Origin of the sequence: Nocardiopsis sp. RV163, assembly GCF_001029525.1 — a bacterium.
GTDB classification, from domain to species: Bacteria; Actinomycetota; Actinomycetes; order Streptosporangiales; family Streptosporangiaceae; genus Nocardiopsis; species Nocardiopsis dassonvillei.
In genome coordinates, this window is sequence record NZ_LEKI01000013.1 from 26519 (window position 1) to 44418 (window position 17900).

A 17900-nucleotide genomic window follows, 5' to 3' on the forward strand; every position below is an offset into this window, starting at 1 on the left:
CATGAACGAGGACGACGCACTCACACCGTTTCGCATCGACATCGCGCAGGCCGACATCGACGACCTGCGCGACCGGCTGGCGCACACGCGCTGGCCGCTCCCCGTGCCGGGCCGAGAAGACCGCACCGATTTCAGCCGCGGCATCCCTCTGGCGTACCTGAAGGAGCTCGCCGAGTACTGGCGCGACGGGTTCGACTGGCGTGCGCAGGAGGAGGGGCTCAACGGGTACGGACAGTTCACGACGGCCGTCGACGGCCAGACGTTCCACCTCGTCCACGTGCGGTCGGCTAACCCGGAGGCCCTCCCTCTGCTCCTGAACCACGGCTGGCCGGGCTCGTTCGTCGAGTACCAGCGGCTCATCCCGCTGCTGACCGATGAGTTCCACGTGGTCGTCCCCTCGCTGCCAGGCTTCGGGTTCTCCACCCCTCTGTCGGGGACCGGCTGGGAGCTGGCACGGACGACCGAGGCCTACGCGGAGATCATGACGCGTCTGGGCTACGACAGGTTCGCGGCCCACGGCACCGACATCGGCGCGGGCACCACCGGCCGCCTCGCCGCGCTCCACCCGGAGCGCGTCATCGGCACGCACATCGGCAGCGACCCGCGGTGGCTCGGGTTGCTCGGCGACAAGTTCCCCTACCCCGACGGCCTGTCCGATGACGAGACCGCCCAGGTCGAGGCGGTGCGAGCCGAGTACGCGGCCGAGCGCGGCTACCTGGCGATGCAGGACCACCGCCCCGACACGATCGGCGCGGCGCTCACCGACTCGCCGGTCGGTCAGCTCGCGTGGATCGCCGAGAAGTTCAAGACCGGGGCCGACGGCGCCTACCGGACGCCGGACGAGACGGTCGACCGCGACCAGCTCCTCACGAACATCAGCCTGTACTGGTTCACCCGCAGCGGCGCGTCGAGCGCGCAGTTCTACTACGAGTCCGCGCACTCCGGAACCGACTTGGTCACGGCCTCCGGCGTGCCGTCCGGATGGGCCGTGTTCGACGCCCACCCGCTCATGCGCCGCGCGGTGGACCCGCGGAAGGCGATCGGTCACTGGAGCGAGTTCACCGAGGGCGGGCACTTCCCCGCGATGGAGGAGCCGGAGCTGCTCGCGGAGGACATCCGCGCCTTCTTCCGCGGCGTCTGCTGACTCCGCGTCGCGGCCCGCGGGCCGCGAAGACCCGCTCAAGGGCCGACCGTTCCGGGCGCCCGCCCGGGCGTGGTCGGGCAGCACCGGCCGTCCCGAGGGCGCGTGCGACGGGGACGGCGCCTCAGGAGCCGTCGGTGACGCGCTTGCCGTCCCCGTCCCGGACGATGGCGAAGGAGTCCACGAGCAGGCCGTCGGCGGTGCTGGACCGGTACTCCAGGGTGTCGCCGTCCACCGAGACCGTCTGGAAGGTCTGGGTGTCGGTGCGCTGCACGCGCACCTCGGCGCCGTGGTCGGTCCAGTTGCCCTCGGCCGCGTCGTAGGTCTTGGGGCCGGTCACCGCGACCGCGTAGACCGGGCCGGTGTGCGTGCCGGGATCGCCGGTGCGGTGCTCTCTCATGTTGCCTCGGGTGTAGGAGTGGTCGTGTCCCTGGAGGACCAGGTCCACGTCGTACTCCTCCAGCACCGGCAACCACGCCTCGCGCAGCGGCCCGTTGTCGCGGTCGGGGTCGGCGGAGAAGACCGGGTGGTGGAAGGTGACCACGGTCCACTCGTGGGGGTTGTCGGCCAGCGCCCGCTCCAGCCACCGCCGCTGCGTGTCCAGCCACCGCCCGGTCTCGTCCGGGGGCACCTCGCGGTAGTTGGAGTTGAGCACCACGAACCGCACGCCCTGGTAGTCGGTGTGGTAGACCGTCCCGGCCAGGTCCGCGCCCCGGTCGGGGCCGTTGCCCGCGCCGCGGAACTGCGGAACCCAGTGTTCGCTCAGTCCGCCGTCGTACTCGTGGTTGCCGGGCGTGGCCACGTGGTTCATGCTTCCGGCGGCCGGGCCGAAGGCGTCGAACCACTCGTCCCACTCCGAGCCGCTGCCGGCGGAGTCGACGAGGTCGCCGGTGTGCACGGCCAGCTCGGCGTCGGGCGCGGCCTCCAGTCCGGCCCTGACCACGGGGGCGGCCTCGTCGGTGATGCCGTTCTGGATGTCGCCGAAGTACAGGAAGCTGAAGGGTTCGGCCCCCTCGGCGGCGGTGGTGAAGGTGCGCCAGTCGCTCACCGCCCCGGCCGAGCCGCCGCCACCGCCACCCGCTCCGGCGGCTCCACCGCCTTCGCCGTCCGCACCGATCCGGTAGCGGTAGGCGGTGTCCGGTTCCAGGCCGGTGGCCGTGGCCGCGAAGGTGGAACCGGCCTCCTCGCCTCCGGTAGCCCGTCCCCGCACCCGGACGGGTTCCGCCGACTCGTCCTCGGGGCCGATCTCCAGGAAGGCCTCCCGCGCACCGTAGGCGCGCCAGGTCACGGTCTGGGAGGTGCCGGGGTCGGCGGTGGGTGAGAGCAGGACGCGGTCGACGGGCCGCTCGGGCGGGGCCTCGGGGGCGCAGGCGCACAACCCGACCGCGAGGACCGCGCCGCCGAGGGCCGCGAGCGCGCGGAACGGAGCGCAGCGGGACCGGAGCGGTCCGGGCCCGGCCGAGCTGTCCCTCGGGGAACGCGACTGTGCCGGGCGGGGCCGCGGAGCGCGGGACGGAGCGTCGGGCATGGGCAGGACTGTCCTTTCTGACGGCGGACCGGTGCCGCTGGCGCGGAGGGGCGGCGGGGAGCCGCCCGTGCGACGGCTCCCCCGGTCCACCCGGACAGCTACCCGGCCAGGGAGTCGAGCACGGGCCCGAACTCCCCGTCGGAGGTCAGCAGTTCCACCGACCTGTTCTCGTGGTCGATCCTGGCCCCCACGGGACGCAGGTCGGGCGGCGTGGCCTGTTCGCGCGAGCGCGAGCCGGGGTGCCACCAGTAGAGCTGGGCGCTGACGGGCTTGTCGCCGTCGGCGGTGAACCGCTCGGCGATCTGCCGCATGTGGTCCAGGGCCGCGATCGGGTGGCCCTTCCCCAGGGGGTGGGCCAGTAGCACTTGGGGGACGGGGAAGGCCACGAGCGCACCGTGCGGCAGGTCGCCGAGGTAGCGGTCGAGGGCGTGCGCGTGCGCCGCCGCGTAGGGGTGCTGGCCGCCGATGTGCACGATGAGCGCCCCGTCGACCTCGTGCTCGCTGACCTCGACGGTCTCGGCCACGGAGGCGGCCACCGCCTCGGCGAAGACCTCGGCGTCGGGGCGGCCGGAGCGCTCGTGCACCTGGCGGGGCAGCGGCCTCAGCGAGTCGGCGGCGTCCACGACCACGGTCTGCCACAGCCCGGGGGCGACCTCGCGGGTCAGGAGGGATTCCAGCACACCCTCGGGGAAGGCGGACGCGGGGTAGAGGCGCACCCGGAGCCGTCCGTCGGTGTCGCCGCCGCCCTGCCCGGTGGCCTGGCTGAGCTGTTCGACGGACGTGCGCGCGAACTGGGCGGTGTTGTGCGCGATCTGCTCGGGGGCGGCCCCGCTCAGCGCGGCGCGCAGTCCGCTGATGTCGGCGCTGGCGTGGTTGCCGTCGGCCAGCGTGACGACGAGCGTGTCGGCGCCCTGGAAGGCGGCGTCCACCCCGGCCTCGGCGAAGGCCTCCGCCAGGGAGACGGCCACCGTGTCGTCGGGGTCCGGCGCGGAGGGGGCGCCGGTCGGCTCCGCGCCCCCCGTACCGGTGGAGGCCGACCCGGCGGAGGACCCGTCGGCGCCCTGCTCCCGCTCACGCGCGGCACCTGCCATGAAGTCGGCGAAGCGGGCGGCCAGGTCGGTCCGCTGCTCCTGCGCGGCTATGACGGCCTGGTCGAAGGTGTCCCCCATGTCGGCCTCCATGAGGACCGCGCCCCCGAAGTCGAACACGCGCAGGCGGGTCGGCGGCAGGAAGACTGCGCGCAGCCCCTCCCGCTCGCACGCCCGCACCAGGGCCGCGCCGAACTCCTCGCGCGTCCGTTCGGGCTCCAGTTCGCGCGCCTGCTCCAGCCGGGCGCCGAGCCAGTCGGGTATCCGGTCGTGCGCGCGCGGGAAGCGCTCCAGTTCCTGTGCGTAGACGAGCGGGCTGGTCCCGGGCGGCAGGTCGGGCTCGGTGTCGTGGTTGTACTCGACGTTGAACCGGTGCGAGTGGTGGACCGAGAGGACCATGGAGAGCCAGGTGCCCGCGCCCTCCTGGAACCCGGACCGCTTGAGCGTGTCGACCAGGTCGCCGACACCGCCCGGAACCTCCAACTGCCGGACCCGGCCGTCCGCCTCCTGGACGGCGAGCATGTCGGCGCGGTACGCGCCGATCACCCTGGCCAGATAGGTGAGCTGCTGCCAGCCCTCGGGAACGACCGCGACCAGTCGCCCGGCGAGCTCCTGGAGGACCTCGCCCTGTTCGAGGGGGCCGGGAGGTTGGGGAGTCATGTGGGGCTCCGTGTCCGTGTGGGTGCGTTCGGTCGGTTGCGCGCTCCCTTCCTATCGTGCCGGGGGGACGGAGCGTGACCTCGCCCGCACCTGACGCTGTTCGCCGCGTGCCGCCGCCCGTTCGCGCGGTCCGGCGAGCCTCAGTCCGCGAGCGCGTCCAGGTAGACCCAGGCGCCCTCGTGGCGCACGAAGCGGCTGTTCTCGACGAGCGCCTCTTCGCGGGCGCCCTCGCGGTAGGAGGCGCGGAAGGCGACCGTGCCCTCGTTGTGGAACGGGGTGCCTCCTGTGGTGGACAGGATCTCCAGGCGCACCCACTCGGTGCCGGGGTCCGGGTCCAGGCGCCGCGGCCTGGTGCTCGGGTGCCAGGTCCGCAGGAGGTGGTCGCGGTCGCCGACGGCGAAGGCGCTGTAGCGGGAACGCATGAGCTGTTCGGCGGTGGACGCCGCGGCCCGCCCGCTGTGCAGGCGGCCGCAGCAGTCCCGGTAGACCGACGGGCCGCCGCAGGGGCAGGGCGCCCCGGGGTCGGCCTCGGGTCGGGGCGGGGACGTGCGGTGGCGGGGTCTGCGCTGCGACATGCCCTCCATTGTGGCCTCCCGTCCCCGCGGGCGGTGACGACAGGCCCGGAGCCGGGACGGCCCCGGAGCGGGGGACGGCCCCGGAGCCGGGCCGGGCCCCGACCGGCGTCGGCCCCCGGGGACCGCACGCGGGGAAGCCGGGCCCGCGTTCAGGCGCGGCCCGAACCGTCTGAGCCGTCCGATCCGTCGGACAGGGGCTCCCGTGTCAGGTCGGTCGGCGGCGTCACGCTCCGGACGTCCTGTCCGGTGAGGCCGCAGTGCACCTCGGCCGCCACGGACTCGACGGTGTCCACCCCGTACCGCATCCCGTCGTTGTCGTCGGTCAGGACGACGATGTCGTAGTCGCCGACCGGGGTGTCGCGGAAGCCGCCGACGCTGTGCACCCGCCACAGGCCGGTGTCGGTGTGGGGCAGCCAGCCGTTCTTGAGGTGGACCTCGGCGTCGGCCGGTGCTCCCGAGGGCACGCCCCAGCGCTGTTCCCCGATGACGTCGCCCATGAGGCCGAGCGCGAACCCGCGCTCCTCCCCGCCGAGCACGTCGTTGTCGGTGCGCAGCAGGCGGAGCAGGGTGAGCTGGTCGGAGACGGTGATCCCCATCAGCCCGACGTAGCCCTCGGGGTCCGGTTTCGTGGCGTCCATGCCCGCCAGGTCCAGGAACCGCTGGATGCGCTCGGCGCCGACCCGGTTGCGCAGCTCCGTGGCGGCGTCGTTGTCCGAGACGGTGATCATGGCGGTCGCCAGGTCCCTCTCCTCGGCGGTGAGCTCCCGCTCCTCGTCCATGGCGGTGCGCAGCAGCGCGCCGAGGACGACGACCTTGCCGACGCTGGCAGCGTCGAACTCCGCGTCGGGGTCGAGTCCGCAGGTGAGGTCGCCGCCGTGCGCGAAGACCCCCACTGCGACGGCCCCCTCCCGCTCCTCCACCCGCTCTCGGATCCCCTCGTCGAGCCGCCGCGCGACGTCGGGGTGGGACTCGGAGGCGCAGATCGGCTCCTGCGCGGTGCCCGGCGCGGAGGCGTCCGTTGCCGCGACGGCCGGTGCGGAGGCGGCCGACCCGGCGGCGAGCGCGGCGGCGAGGACCACGGCGGCGGAACGGGCCGGGCGTCGGTACCCGGCGGGTGTGCGGTCGGCGGACATGGAAGGGGCCCTCCCTCGTTCGGCGGATCGGGTCGGCGGATCGGGCCGCGGACGGGTCGGCGGACACCCCGGGGACACATGCGAGTGCACGGGGTGATCGACCGGCGCCCTTCGATTCTCGGTGTCCGGGCTCCGCCGCGCGTGAGCGACACGGCGCCTTCCGATCCCGCGAAGCGGTGGCGCGGGGTGGCACGGGCACACGCCTCCGGGGCCGCCGCCCGGCGATGGACGTTCCGCTCTCGCACCCCGCCCCGGCCCCGGTCCCGGTCCCGGCGACTATCCGCACGAGTTCACGCGGAGCGGGCCGCAGGCCCGGTTCGGGGTGCGGGCAGCCGTCGACCGCCTTCCGGAACCGCCGCGGAGATGGTCCGCTCGCTCTGGGAACTGGGCGACACCGCGGCCCCCAACATGGTGCACCTGCTGGAGACGCACGGGATCCGGGTCTTCTCCCTGGACACCGAGCACCGGGAGGTGGACGCCTTCAGCTTCTGGCGCGACGCGGTGCCCTACGTCCTCCTCAACACCGGCAAGAGCGGCGAACGGGGCCGTTTCGGCGCCGCGCACGAACTCGGCCACCTTGTCATGCACGGCCACGAACGGCCCTCCAGCGGCCCCGGGGCCGAACGCGAGGCCAACCAGTTCGCCAGCGCCTTCCTCATGCCCCGCGCCGACGTCGTGGCCCGCATGCCCTCGGGCGCCCAGATCGACCAGGTCATCAAGGCCAAGGCGATCTGACGGGTGTCGGCGATGGCCCTGGCCCACCGGCTCCACGACGTGGGACTGCTCACGGACTGGCAGTACCGCTCCACCTGCCGCCAGCTCGCCGAACTGGGCTACCGCTCGGCCGAACCGGACAACGTCGCCCGCGAGACCTCACAGGTGCTGCGCGAGGTCTTCGCCCTGCTGCGCGGCACCGGCCGCACCCCGGCCTCGGTGACCGCCGCGCTCCACATTCCCCTCTCCGAGCTGCACGCGCTGATGTTCGGGCTCTCCATCGCCGCCCGCACCGGCGCGGGGTCGGGAACGGCGGCCCCCGCCGACAGGCCCGTGCTCCGGGTCGTCCCCGGCGCGCGGCGGTAGAGGCGTGGCCGCGACCCCGCCCCCGCCGTGATCTTGTACTTATAGCGAGTCTCGACGGTCGAGACTCGCTATAAGTACAAGATCACCACAGGTCAGAACCCCTGCGTCACACCAGCAACGATTCCGGCCAGTACGGATCCGGTACCTCCCGGCCGACGCTCACAGTCCGGCCGCTCACAGCTCGATCACGGTCTTGACGTCGTCACCGCCGGGCTCGAACGCCTCGTGCGCGCGCTCCAGCGGCAGCCGCCGGGTGATCACCCGCTCCAGCCAGGCGTGGTCGGCCCGCGCCAGCACCCGCGCGGCCATCTCGTAGTGGCGCGGGTTGGCGTTGACCGACCCGAAGAGCACGTCGTTCTCCAGGACCAGCCGGCGGTTGATCTCCCCGGCGTCGACGTCGATCGTGCGGCCGCCCGACGAGAGGCCGGTGAGGCACACGATCCCGTAGGCCGCGTTGTGGGCCATCGCGTCGAGGACGACACCGGAGGCGCCGGTGGCCTCGATGACCACGTCCGGCGCACCCGTGGCCGCGACCTCGGCGACGCCCCCGGTGTGGTAGGTCGCCCCGAGGGCGGCCACCAGCTCGGGCTTGACCCCGTGCTCCACCCGGTCCAGCACGTGCACGTCCAGACCGCGCTGGACACCGATCATGGCGGCGAGCAGACCGATCGGCCCGGCGCCGGTGACGAGCAGACGGCGCGGATCGAACCAGGCGCGTCCGCCGATCCGGTCGATCTGGTCCCAGGCCTTGGCCACGACCGTGGTCGGCTCCAGCAGCACGCCCACGCGCTCCAGCGACGGGTCGAGCCGGACCGCGTAGTCGGCCTCCACCGTCCACTGCTGGGAGCCGTAGCCGTGGAGCTGCTTGATGCCGCGCTCGGTGAACCGGCCGTTGCGGCACATGTCGAACTCCCCGTGCGCACAGGCCCCGCACGGCACGGGATCGGGCCTGCGCACCACCCCCACCACCAGATCACCCGCGGAGAAGCCGCTGTCGTCGGGGGCCTCGCGCACCCGGCCCAGCGACTCGTGCCCCAGGACCAGGCGCTCGTGGCCGGGCGGCGCCTCGCCGTGCTCGGCGGCCGCGATCTCGCGGTCGGTGCCGCAGACCCCCAGCGCGATGCCGTCGACGAGCAGGTCCCCCTCGCCCGGCACGGGCTCCTCCACCTCGCCGACCCGCACCGAACCCGCCTGCGACGGCACCACTGTCAGAGCACGCATGGCTCTCCCCCTCAACTGACACACGTGTCGGCCCCGGCCCCGTGTACCGAGGCGCACCCGCAACGCCGGTCCGGGGCCGGGGACGGTCTCCGGCGCCCGCCCCCGCTCCCCGGGAGTTCTGCCAAGCGGCTACCCGGACACCGCTCCCGGCACACGAGGCGGGGCGCGAACGCGCCGGGGCAGGGGCGGGGCCGGGCGCGAACGCGCCGGGGCGCGAGCCAGGCCGAACGCCGACAAGCCGGGGCGTGAACGGACCGAGGCCCCTGCCGCACCGCTCCTGTGGTGTACTGGCCGACTGGACAGGACACGACCGGAAGGGGCGCGAGGTGCTGCTGGGTTCGGGCGCGGGCGAGGGGACCGCGGTGAGCGCCGGCGGGGCGGGACTGGACCGCGAGGGGCTGTGGTCGGCCGCGGCCGCCGTGGCCGAACGGGTGGCGGGGGCGGACGCCGTCGCCGTGCACGGCGAGGCCTCGCTGTCCACGGTCGTCGCGGTGGTCGGCGGCCTGCTGGCCGGGGTGCCCGTGGTCCCGGTCCCAGCGGACTCGGGGACCGCCGAGCGCCGCCACATCGTGCGCGACTCCGGCGCCGCGCTGTGGCTGGGCGCCCCCAGGGAGGACGTCGACCTGCCCGTCGTCCCCGTCGACCCGGCCGAGCGCTCCTCGTTCACGCTCCCCGAACCGCCGCCCGACTCCACGGCGCTGGTCATGTACACCTCCGGGACCACCGGACCGCCCAAGGGCGCACTCGTCCCGCGCCGCGCCGTGGCCGCCGACCTGGACGCGCTCGCCGACGCCTGGGACTGGACGCCCGACGACGTGCTGGTGCACGGTCTGCCGCTGTTCCACGTGCACGGCCTGGTCCTGGGCGTGCTGGGGGCCCTGCGCGTGGGCAGCCCGCTGCTGCACACCGTCCGCCCCACCCCCGACGCCTACGCCGAGGCGGCCCGGGGGGCTCGGCGCGGAACCCTGTTCTTCGGCGTGCCGACCGTGTGGTCGCGGATCGCCCGCGACCCCGGCAGCGCACGCGCACTGTCCGGGGCGCGGCTGCTGGTCTCGGGCAGCGCCCCGCTGCCCGGCACGGTGGCCGACGGCCTGCGGGGGGCGTGCGGCCACAGCCCCGTGGAGCGGTACGGGATGACCGAGACGCTGATCACCGTGGCGGCGCGCGCCGACGCGCCCCGGCGCACCGGCTGGGTCGGGACGGCGCTGCCGGGTCTGCAGACGCGGCTGCGCGGCGAGAACGGTGAGCCCGTCGCCTCCGACGGCGAGAGCGTCGGTGAGCTCCAGGTCCGAGGCGCCACCCTGTTCGGGGGCTACCTGGGGCTGCCGGAGGCCACGGCCGCGGCGTGGACCGGGGACGGCTGGTTCCGCACCGGCGACGCGGCGGTCCGCGACGGGGACGGCTGGCACCGGATCGTGGGCCGGATGTCGGTGGACATGATCAAGACCGGCGGCTACCGGGTCGGCGCGGGCGAGGTCGAGGCGGTGCTGCTCGGGCATCCCGGGGTGGCGGAAGCCGCCGTGGTGGGCGAGGCCGACGACGACCTCGGCCAGCGGATCGTGGCCTACCTGGTGGGCGAGGGCATCTCCCCCGAGGCGGTCATCGGCTTCGTGGCCGAGCGCCTGTCGGTGCACAAGCGCCCGCGCGAGGTGCGCGTGGTGGACACGCTGCCGCGCAACGCGATGGGCAAGATCCAGAAGAAGCTGCTGGGCGACGCGCCCGCCTGAGCGTAGGCGGGGCGGCGGCCCGCGCGCCGGGTCGGGTGCGGGGTAACGCGGATGTGATCGTGGGCTGTCCGACCATAGGCACCTCTCCCCCGCCGGAGCGCTTGATCAAGCGGCACTTTTACGACGTAGATCACAAAAAAGACATTCCACTCCCCCTGGCGCGCGACGAGGCGGTTCCGCCGGGGGGCGCCGGACAGGGGCGGAGCCGGGTTAGGCGCACCTTTGTTGGAATCATTCCAGAAAAGTGATTCAATGAGCCCATGCACCAGACGGAGACCGAGGCCCTCCTCCGGGGGGCTTCGCTACGCGTGACCCGACCCCGGGTAGCGGTCCTGGAGGCGGTCGGGACTCATCCGCACGCCGACGCCAGCACCGTGCTCCAGGCGGTCCGCGGCCAGCTCGGTGCGGTGTCCACACAAGCGGTGTACGACGTGCTCAAGGCTCTGACGGACGTCGGACTCGTCAGGCGGATCGAACCGGAGGGGTCGCCCGCGCGCTACGAGCGCAGGGTGGGCGACAACCACCACCACGTGGTCTGCCGCGACTGCGGCACGATCGCGGACGTGGACTGCGCCACCGGAGCCGCGCCCTGCATGACGGGTTCACAGGACCACGGTTTCGCCATAGACGAGGTCGAGGTCACCTACTGGGGCGTCTGCCCCGACTGCCAGAAGGCCTGACACACGCCCGGTGCCCTGACCGCGGCACCGAAAGATCCCACCTTAGGACCGAGGAATTCATGTCTCAGGACAACACGAAGCCGCTGACCACGGCCACCGGCGCCCCGGTAGCCGACAACCAGAACAGCCTCACCGCCGGACCGCGCGGCCCGATGCTGCTTCAGGACCTGTGGTTCCTGGAGAAGCTCGCGCACTTCGACCGCGAGGTCATCCCCGAGCGTCGGATGCACGCCAAGGGCTCCGGAGCCTTCGGTACCTTCACGGTCACCCAGGACATCACCCGGTACAGCAAGGCCGCGATCTTCTCCGAGGTCGGCAAGCAGACCGAGATGTTCGCCCGCTTCTCCACCGTCGCCGGTGAGCGCGGCGCCGCCGACGCCGAGCGCGACATCCGCGGCTTCGCCCTGCGCTTCTACACCGAGGAGGGCAACTGGGACGTCGTCGGCAACAACACCCCGGTCTTCTTCTTCCGCGACCCGCTGAAGTTCCCCGACCTCAACCGCGCCGTCAAGCGCGACCCGCGCACCAACATGCGCTCGGCCGAGAACAACTGGGACTTCTGGACCAACCTCCCCGAGGCCCTGCACCAGGTCACCATCGTGATGTCGGACCGCGGCATCCCCGACGGCTACCGCCACATGCACGGCTTCGGCTCGCACACCTTCTCGTTCATCAACGAGGCGGGCGAGCGCTTCTGGGCCAAGTTCCACTTCCGGACCCAGCAGGGCATCAAGAACCTCACGGACCAGGAGGCCGCCCAGGTCGTGGCCGGGGACCGCGAGTCCGCGCAGCGCGACCTGTTCGAGGCCATCGAGCGGGGCGAGAACCCCAAGTGGACCTTCTACGTCCAGATCATGCCCGAGGCCGAGGCGGCGGACTACCGCTTCCACCCCTTCGACCTGACCAAGGTCTGGTCCAAGAAGGACTACCCGCTCATCGAGGTCGGCGAGTTCGAGCTCAACCGCAACCCGGAGAACTACTTCGCGGACGTGGAGCAGGCCGCCTTCACCCCGGCCAACCTGGTCCCGGGCATCAGCTTCTCGCCCGACCGCATGCTCCAGGGCCGCCTGTTCTCCTACGGTGACGCCGCCCGCTACCGCCTGGGCGTCAACCACCACCAGATCCCGGTGAACTACCCGCGCGGCGCCAAGCTGGTCAACACCTACCACCGCGACGGCACGATGCGCGTGGACGGCAACCAGGGCGGCGTGCCCGGCATCGAGCCCAACTCCTACGGCCGCTGGCAGGAGCAGCCCTCCTACGCCGAGCCGTCGCAGGCCATCGGCTCGACCGCGGACCGGTTCGACTACCGCGAGGACGACGACAACTACTTCGAGCAGCCGGGCAACCTGTTCCGCCTGATGAACGCGGACGAGCAGCAGCGCCTGTTCGAGAACACCGCGCGCGCCATCGACGGCGCCTCCCAGGCCACCGTCGAGCGCCACATCGGCAACTGCACCAAGGCCGACCCGGCCTACGGCGAGGGCGTGCGCAAGGCGATCGAGGCCCTCCAGGCGGGCAAGACCTCCGCGACCGACCCCAACTCGGACGCCGTCTGAGCAACGCCCGAAGCCCTGACCGGGGCGAGGGCTTGAGGACCCCGGATCCGGGTCCGATCCACCGAGCCGACGCGGCCCCGACCGCGTCGGCTCGGCCCGTTTCGGGACCCGGATCCCCGGAGGGCGCCGGGCGCCGTCGGGCCCGGGGGCCGCAACGGCGCGGCCCCCGGATCGGGATCAGCGGATCAGGGCAGCAGGTGGGAGCGGCCGAACATCTCGGCCGCGGCGCGGGCGCTCGGCGTGCCCGCGTCGAGGTCGGCGCCCGCGGCGACGAGCAGCGCCACGATGCCCTCCTCCCCCTTGAACAGGGCGCCGGCCACGGGAGTCTGGTCCCGGTCGTTGCGCAGGTCCACGTCGGCGCCGCGGTCCACGAGTGCGCGGACCACGGCCTCCCGGCCGTGGTAGGAGGCGAGCATCACCAGGGTGTTGCCCTGCTGGTCGCGGGTGTCCACGGGAAGGCCGTGGTCGAGGAACTCCAGCAGCTCCTCCGTGCGCCCCTCCCGGGCGAGGTCCATGGCCAGGGCGACGACCCGGCCCGTCTGCTCTGCGGAGAGTTCGTTCATGGGTCCCATGCTAGGCATCCGCGCCCGGCCGGACGCGCACACGCGGCCGCGGCGGGGCCCCGGCGAGCCCGGGGCGGAGCGGTGCCGCGGCCGGACCGGGGGCGCGCGGGAGTGGCTGAGGACGCAAATCCCTGCCCGGAAACCCCTGTGGCGCAAGGGTTTCGTGGTTGCGGCGGCGCCCACCGGGCCAGCACAATCGCAGCGCGACACCCACTTCCCCGAGAGGACGCCATGACCGCCACTCCCCCCGTCGACACGTCGGTCCCCCACTCCGCACGCGTGTGGAACTACTGGCTGGAGGGCAAGGACAACTACCCCGTCGACCGGGAGCTGGGCCGGCGGATCGCGCAGGCCTTCCCCGAGATCGTGGAGGTCGCCCGCGCCGACCGGCAGTTCCTCGTCCGCTCGGTCACGCACCTGGTCGAGGAGGAGGGCGTCCGCCAGTTCCTGGACATCGGCACAGGCCTGCCCACCGCCAACAACACCCACGAGGCCGCCCAGGCCGCCGCGCCCGAGTGCAAGGTGGTCTACGTCGACAACGACCCCCTGGTGCTGACCCACGCCCGCGCCCTGCTCACCAGCAGCCCCGAGGGCTCGACGGAGTACGTCGACGCCGACCTGACCGAACCCGGACCCCTCCTGGAGCGGGCCCGCCGGTACCTGGACTTCTCCCAGCCGATCGGGTTGACGTTCATGGGCACCCTGGGCCACTTCCCGGCGGACGAGAGCACCTACGCCCTGGCCCGCGCCTACGTGGACGCGCTGCCGTCGGGCAGTTTCCTGGCCCTGTGCGACAGCACGAGCACGAGCCCGCAGATCGTCGAGGCGGCCGAGGCGTGGAACGAGGGCGCGGGCCAGCCCATCCACCTGCGCACCGCCGAGGAGATCGAGCGCTTCTTCGACGGTCTGGAGCTGCTGGAGCCCGGCGTGGTCTCGGCGCCCCTGTGGCGTCCGCTGCCCAGCGAGCTGGGCGGGCCCGAGGAGGTCGCCCAGTACGGCGGCGTGGCGCGCAAGCCCTGACCGCGGGCGCGTGCGCGGGGGCGCCGGACCCGTCTCCCCGAAGAATCCGGGATCCGCCCCGATCAGGCCTGTGGACAACACGATCCGGCCGTGTCCGCGCGCGCATACTCGGAGCATGCTCTCCTCACACGCCTCCGCCCTGCTGTCCGCCCTCCTCGACGACCTGCCCGGCGCCAAGCACCTCCTGACCCTGCACACCCGGCACGCGCTGGCCACGTCCGTCGAACGCCGGGAGGAGGGCTTCGACGTCGAGCATCCGGCGGTGGTGGAGCGGCTGTGCGCGACCCTCACCGGCGGTGGCCACGCGGCGGTGGTGCTGCGCAGCCCCACCGACCGGATCTCCCACACGCTCCCCGGCGGGGCGGACGTCCCCGTCACCCTGGTGCGCGGCTGGACGGTCGCCGACCGGACCCTGGTGCCCCTCGACGAGGCGCGGATGTTCGACGCCCACTGCACCGACTCCGCGTCGGGAGAGCCCGTCCCGCCGGAGCCGGGCGTGGTGTACACGGACGCGCCCCCGGTCGACCTCACCCTCTTCCACGGCACGTGAAAGCCCCCGGCGCCGCGCGGTGCGGCGCCGGGGCCCCTCACGTGCCGCCCGTGGCGGTGCGGCCCCGGCCGCCGCGCCACGGGCGGATGCCGGAGGCGTCCGGGGTCAGTTCGCGTTGCAGGAGACCGTCGGCCAGGTCCGGTTGCCGTTGTGGTTGATCGTCACGCCCCAGTTGTTGCCGTTGCCGTTGGGCCTGGCGGTCAGCACCTGGGAGCTGGGGTAGTCGGCGCCGACGTTCCACGTCGCGCTGATCCTGGCCGGGGACGGCACGTTCATCGTCACGGTCCAGTCGTTCGAACCGCTGACCGCGACGTTGAGGTTGTAACGGTCGCTCCACTGCTGTCCCGCGGACAGGGTAGCGGTGCAGCCGCCGCCACCGGGGTCGCCGCCACCGCCGTCATCGCCACCGCCGCCGGAGCCCAAGGTGATGTTGGAGCTCCCGCTGCTCTGGTAGCCCTCCGTGGCCATGATCATGTAGTCGTGGTTGCCCAGGTTCATTCCGGCGCGGGCCCAGGCGTCGAAGTGGTTCCCGGAGGTGATGGTTCCGCCCGTGCGCCTGGACTGGCGCACGCTCCAGTACTGGGGGAAGGTCTGGGTGCCGTCGATGGAGGGGGCGTCGTAGCGCATCGTCCGGTAGATGTCGTACGTGCCCCCGTCGCTGGTGACCGTGCCCATGTACGTTCCGGTGGGCCGGTAGGTGCCCCAGTTGTCGACGATGTAGTACTCCACGAGCGGGTTCCTCGTCCACCCGTAGAGCGTCAGGTAGGAGTTCCCGGACGGGTTGAAGCTGCCCGAGTAGGTCACCGCCCTGCGACCGCCGGTGGGCCAGCCCTTACCGGCGACGAAGTTGCCGGTGTTGCGCCATGAGGTGGTGTAGTTGCCGCCGGAGCCCAGCTCCATGGAGACGGTCCCCTGGCTGTCGGTCCAGAAGGAGTAGAAGTAGCCGTTGTGGGTGCCGGTCTGGTTGGTGGTGATGGCCGCGCTGGCGGTGCCGGGCAGCAGCGCCAGGGTCGTGACCATCGCGACCGCGACGGCGCAGACCCGGCCGAGGAGCGTTCTGGCGCGGCCGTCCCCGCGGCGCCGCGGGGGTGCGGGGGAAGGGTTCATGGGTGCTTCCTCCTCGTGGATGGGGGGTCAGGAGGCGTGCGGAGGACCGGATCGGGGGTGGTCCGATCCGACGGGGACCGTGATCCCCGTCACAGGGCAAGTGTCCGTCCGGCTCTGTTGCGTTGTCAATAAATTCCGGAATATTCCGGACAACTTGACGGGGGACTCTCCTGGAGCACGGCATCCGCACTGCTCAACGGCATGGGGATATCACGCGACCGCGACCGGACGCCCTTACTTCCGGAAGCCTTCCGGATCGCGGCGGACGGGGTGCCGCCGTCCCACGGGCGCGCCGAAAGCCCGGCCCGCGTGGACAACGCCTTCCCGCGCGGGCCGCGACAACGCGCTCCGGCCTCCCTCCCGGGCACGGGCCCGTGCCATGCTGGGAGTCATGGAGGTCAACGAACCGCGGCTGGAGATCGAGTACTGCACCCGGTGCCGGTGGCTCCCGCGGGCCACCTGGATGGCGCAGGAGCTGCTGACCACGTTCGAGGCCGAACTCGGCGAGGTCGCGCTCGTCCCGGGCACCGACGGCGTGTTCGAGGTGCGTCTGGACGGGGAGAGCGTGTGGTCGCGCCGGACGGACGCGGCCTTCACCGACGCCGCCGAGCTCAAGCGCCTCATCCGGGACCGGATCGCCCCCGAGCACCACTTGGGGCACTCCGAGCTGCCCTCGGGCGGCTAGGGCCGGGGCCAGGCCGGTTCGCGCCGGGCGCGAACAGACCCCTTCAGGAGCGCCGCGGGACCGGGGTCGGGCGACGGCCCCTGCCCGCCCCGGACGGTTCAGGAGCGCCGGAACGGTCGGCGGCGCCGGTCCCGGCGTCCTGAACGGGCACGTCCCCGGGGCGCCCACGGCAGCCACGGCTCGCGCGGCGGGTGGGCGACCCGCGTCTGTTCGTCCTCTCCGGCCAGCGCCCGTTCGGCTCCCTCGGGTTCGAGCCCGGCGAACAGCATGATGTCGGTGGCGACCATCCGGACGTACAGGTGGGCCGCCCCGGTCACGGGGTCCTCCAGCGCGTCGTCGTCGAAGGGCCCGACCAGGGCGAGCACCCGGTCGACCGCCCGCTGGCGCGCCGCGCGGTCTCCCAGGCCCTCGGCCAGCACGTCGAGCACGGAGGCCATCTCGCACACCACCGGCGCCAGGCGCCGGCGCTCGCCGGTCTCCGTGGCGGCGGTGGTCCGCGCGAGGGACAGGCAGCTCTCCCCGAGGATGATGAGCCGGTCGATCCGCTCGTCCTCGTACCGCAACGGCTCGGGGTCGGTCCACCGCGCCCTGGACCAGCGCACCGCTCGGTGGCTGTTCTCGCGTGCGCGGCTGAGGTCGGCCATGGGCCTGCTCAGGGCGCCCAGGCGGTCCACCGTCCACAGGGAGGGGTCCTCGTCCGCACCCAGCGCGCGGCCGGTCGCGCCGAGCAGGCGGACCATCTCGGCCAGCGCGGCCGCCTCGGCCCGGCGCAGCCGCGAGACCACCCGGGCGGGGAACAGGAGCTGGCTCACCACGAGCGCCACACCAGCTCCGATGAGGGCGTCGGTGAGCCTGCCGGTCCCGGCGAAGGCCACGGTGAGGATCGCACCGGCCGCAGCCTGGGCGATCACGAGCCTGGCGGCGCCGAAGGCGACGGCGACCGCCATCGCCGCGCAGGTGGCGGCGGCCAGGGCCCCGTAACCCCCGCCGGTGACGGCCAGGGACAGTTCACCGACGACGATGCCGATGACCACGCCGAGCAGCATCCGCACGGCGTTGGTCCCACGCTCCCCGCCCGCGGCGTTGAGCGCGATGACCGCGGCGATCGGCGCGAAGAAGGGGGAGTGGTCGCTGACGAGGCCGCCCGCGATGATCCACGCCGCGGTCGCGGCGACCGTGGCCTGCACCACCGATCCCCCGTCCGCGGACAGGCGGTCCAGCGCGGCCGACCCCGCGCGGGCCGCCGACCGCACTCCGGCGCGGACGACGCCGCTCAGAGACCGCATGCCCCTCCCGACGCCTCCGGGTCCGGCGGGCTCCGCACGCCCGCGTGGACACAGCCACTGCCGCCACAGCTACCCATGAGGATCACATGATCACCCTGCGAAACAAAAGCCCCGCGCGTCACTTGGGCAGGAGCCGACCGCACCGCTCCCCTCCCAGCGGCACGGGCACCCCGCCGGGGCCCACGGAGCCCGCGCGGGAAACGGCCGGCCCCGGGCGGCGAACCGGCCCGCCGATGGCGCGCACCCCTGGCCGAGCGGGCACATGTTACGTACGCTTACTCTCAGTGAGGGAAACCG

Annotated in this window: 17 protein-coding genes; 9 read left to right on the forward strand and 8 right to left on the reverse strand. The window is 73.3% G+C overall.

Features of this window, described 5'->3' with window-relative positions; genetic code table 11:
• Window position 1 precedes the first annotated feature (1 nt).
• Window positions 2-1144 (forward strand): epoxide hydrolase family protein, encoded by a 1143-nt coding sequence (locus ABD54_RS04390; protein ID WP_047868126.1) that lies wholly within the window; start codon window positions 2-4, stop codon window positions 1142-1144.
• 121 nt (window positions 1145-1265) lie between these two features.
• Here the strand turns inward: ABD54_RS04390 and ABD54_RS04395 are convergent, their stop codons facing one another.
• From ABD54_RS04395 to ABD54_RS04410, 4 genes are all read right to left on the reverse strand, one after another.
• Window positions 1266-2669, reverse strand: a complete 1404-nt coding sequence (locus ABD54_RS04395; RefSeq protein WP_047868127.1) for a metallophosphoesterase family protein — start codon at window positions 2667-2669, stop codon at window positions 1266-1268.
• A 98-nt stretch (window positions 2670-2767) separates the two neighbouring features.
• On the reverse strand, window positions 2768-4417 hold the full coding sequence (locus tag ABD54_RS04400) for a hypothetical protein (RefSeq protein ID WP_047868128.1): 1650 nt from the start codon (window positions 4415-4417) through the stop codon (window positions 2768-2770).
• A 140-nt stretch (window positions 4418-4557) separates the two neighbouring features.
• Complete coding sequence (locus ABD54_RS04405) at window positions 4558-4992, reverse strand: YchJ family protein (protein ID WP_047868157.1); 435 nt, start codon at window positions 4990-4992, stop codon at window positions 4558-4560.
• A gap of 149 nt (window positions 4993-5141) precedes the next feature.
• Window positions 5142-6125, reverse strand: coding sequence for a serine hydrolase (locus ABD54_RS04410; RefSeq protein ID WP_047868129.1), 984 nt, complete (start codon window positions 6123-6125; stop codon window positions 5142-5144).
• Window positions 6126-6488: 363 nt separating this feature from the next.
• On the opposite strand from ABD54_RS04410, the gene ABD54_RS28810 reads away from it, so the two are divergent.
• A complete protein-coding gene (locus tag ABD54_RS28810; RefSeq protein WP_235431977.1) occupies window positions 6489-6860 on the forward strand; it encodes an ImmA/IrrE family metallo-endopeptidase in 372 nt (123 codons plus the stop codon).
• A 3-nt stretch (window positions 6861-6863) separates the two neighbouring features.
• Window positions 6864-7205 carry a hypothetical protein gene (locus tag ABD54_RS28815; RefSeq protein WP_235431978.1) on the forward strand — a complete coding sequence of 114 codons (342 nt, stop codon included), beginning with the start codon at window positions 6864-6866 and terminating at the stop codon, window positions 7203-7205.
• Window positions 7206-7379: 174 nt separating this feature from the next.
• On the opposite strand, the gene ABD54_RS04420 is transcribed toward ABD54_RS28815, so the two are convergent.
• Window positions 7380-8426 carry a glucose 1-dehydrogenase gene (locus tag ABD54_RS04420; protein ID WP_047868130.1) on the reverse strand — a complete coding sequence of 349 codons (1047 nt, stop codon included), beginning with the start codon at window positions 8424-8426 and terminating at the stop codon, window positions 7380-7382.
• Window positions 8427-8752: 326 nt separating this feature from the next.
• On the opposite strand from ABD54_RS04420, the gene ABD54_RS04425 reads away from it, so the two are divergent.
• From ABD54_RS04425 to ABD54_RS04435, 3 genes are all read left to right on the forward strand, one after another.
• Window positions 8753-10153: an acyl-CoA synthetase gene (locus ABD54_RS04425; protein WP_047868131.1), complete on the forward strand. Its 1401-nt coding sequence runs from the start codon at window positions 8753-8755 to the stop codon at window positions 10151-10153.
• A gap of 260 nt (window positions 10154-10413) precedes the next feature.
• Window positions 10414-10833 carry a Fur family transcriptional regulator gene (locus ABD54_RS04430; protein WP_047868132.1) on the forward strand — a complete coding sequence of 140 codons (420 nt, stop codon included), beginning with the start codon at window positions 10414-10416 and terminating at the stop codon, window positions 10831-10833.
• A 59-nt stretch (window positions 10834-10892) separates the two neighbouring features.
• The gene (locus ABD54_RS04435) at window positions 10893-12392 is read left to right on the forward strand and encodes a catalase (protein ID WP_047868133.1); all 1500 of its coding nucleotides are present in this window, start codon (window positions 10893-10895) and stop codon (window positions 12390-12392) included.
• A gap of 185 nt (window positions 12393-12577) precedes the next feature.
• On the opposite strand, the gene ABD54_RS04440 is transcribed toward ABD54_RS04435, so the two are convergent.
• Window positions 12578-12955: an ankyrin repeat domain-containing protein gene (locus ABD54_RS04440; protein ID WP_047868134.1), complete on the reverse strand. Its 378-nt coding sequence runs from the start codon at window positions 12953-12955 to the stop codon at window positions 12578-12580.
• A gap of 231 nt (window positions 12956-13186) precedes the next feature.
• On the opposite strand from ABD54_RS04440, the gene ABD54_RS04445 reads away from it, so the two are divergent.
• Together ABD54_RS04445 and ABD54_RS04450 are read left to right on the forward strand one after the other, a co-directional pair.
• A complete protein-coding gene (locus tag ABD54_RS04445) occupies window positions 13187-13975 on the forward strand; it encodes an SAM-dependent methyltransferase (RefSeq protein WP_047868135.1) in 789 nt (262 codons plus the stop codon).
• 115 nt (window positions 13976-14090) lie between these two features.
• Entirely contained in the window at window positions 14091-14525 is a 435-nt protein-coding gene (locus ABD54_RS04450; protein ID WP_047868136.1) for a hypothetical protein, read from the forward strand.
• 105 nt (window positions 14526-14630) lie between these two features.
• Here ABD54_RS04450 and ABD54_RS04455 read toward each other — a convergent pair whose 3' ends face one another.
• Window positions 14631-15632 carry a glycoside hydrolase family 11 protein gene (locus tag ABD54_RS04455; protein ID WP_047868137.1) on the reverse strand — a complete coding sequence of 334 codons (1002 nt, stop codon included), beginning with the start codon at window positions 15630-15632 and terminating at the stop codon, window positions 14631-14633.
• A 391-nt stretch (window positions 15633-16023) separates the two neighbouring features.
• Here ABD54_RS04455 and ABD54_RS04460 point away from each other — a divergent pair, with 391 nt between their 5' ends.
• Entirely contained in the window at window positions 16024-16317 is a 294-nt protein-coding gene (locus ABD54_RS04460; RefSeq protein ID WP_152691999.1) for a SelT/SelW/SelH family protein, read from the forward strand.
• A 98-nt stretch (window positions 16318-16415) separates the two neighbouring features.
• Here the strand turns inward: ABD54_RS04460 and ABD54_RS04465 are convergent, their stop codons facing one another.
• Window positions 16416-17603 carry an FUSC family protein gene (locus tag ABD54_RS04465; RefSeq protein ID WP_047868139.1) on the reverse strand — a complete coding sequence of 396 codons (1188 nt, stop codon included), beginning with the start codon at window positions 17601-17603 and terminating at the stop codon, window positions 16416-16418.
• Window positions 17604-17900: the final 297 nt, after the last annotated feature.

Coding starts and splice junctions, on each gene's coding strand:
- ABD54_RS04410 (WP_047868129.1), bottom strand. CDS start 6,125: ATGTCCGCCGACCGCACACCCGCCGGGTACCGACGCCCGGCCCGTTCC.
- ABD54_RS04390 (WP_047868126.1), top strand. CDS start 2: ATGAACGAGGACGACGCACTCACACCGTTTCGCATCGACATCGCGCAG.
- ABD54_RS28810 (WP_235431977.1), top strand. CDS start 6,489: ATGGTCCGCTCGCTCTGGGAACTGGGCGACACCGCGGCCCCCAACATG.
- ABD54_RS04455 (WP_047868137.1), bottom strand. CDS start 15,632: ATGAACCCTTCCCCCGCACCCCCGCGGCGCCGCGGGGACGGCCGCGCC.
- ABD54_RS04430 (WP_047868132.1), top strand. CDS start 10,414: ATGCACCAGACGGAGACCGAGGCCCTCCTCCGGGGGGCTTCGCTACGC.
- ABD54_RS04450 (WP_047868136.1), top strand. CDS start 14,091: ATGCTCTCCTCACACGCCTCCGCCCTGCTGTCCGCCCTCCTCGACGAC.
- ABD54_RS04395 (WP_047868127.1), bottom strand. CDS start 2,669: ATGCCCGACGCTCCGTCCCGCGCTCCGCGGCCCCGCCCGGCACAGTCG.
- ABD54_RS04400 (WP_047868128.1), bottom strand. CDS start 4,417: ATGACTCCCCAACCTCCCGGCCCCCTCGAACAGGGCGAGGTCCTCCAG.
- ABD54_RS04420 (WP_047868130.1), bottom strand. CDS start 8,426: ATGCGTGCTCTGACAGTGGTGCCGTCGCAGGCGGGTTCGGTGCGGGTC.
- ABD54_RS04460 (WP_152691999.1), top strand. CDS start 16,024: ATGGAGGTCAACGAACCGCGGCTGGAGATCGAGTACTGCACCCGGTGC.
- ABD54_RS04440 (WP_047868134.1), bottom strand. CDS start 12,955: ATGAACGAACTCTCCGCAGAGCAGACGGGCCGGGTCGTCGCCCTGGCC.
- ABD54_RS04445 (WP_047868135.1), top strand. CDS start 13,187: ATGACCGCCACTCCCCCCGTCGACACGTCGGTCCCCCACTCCGCACGC.
- ABD54_RS04435 (WP_047868133.1), top strand. CDS start 10,893: ATGTCTCAGGACAACACGAAGCCGCTGACCACGGCCACCGGCGCCCCG.
- ABD54_RS04405 (WP_047868157.1), bottom strand. CDS start 4,992: ATGTCGCAGCGCAGACCCCGCCACCGCACGTCCCCGCCCCGACCCGAG.
- ABD54_RS04465 (WP_047868139.1), bottom strand. CDS start 17,603: ATGCGGTCTCTGAGCGGCGTCGTCCGCGCCGGAGTGCGGTCGGCGGCC.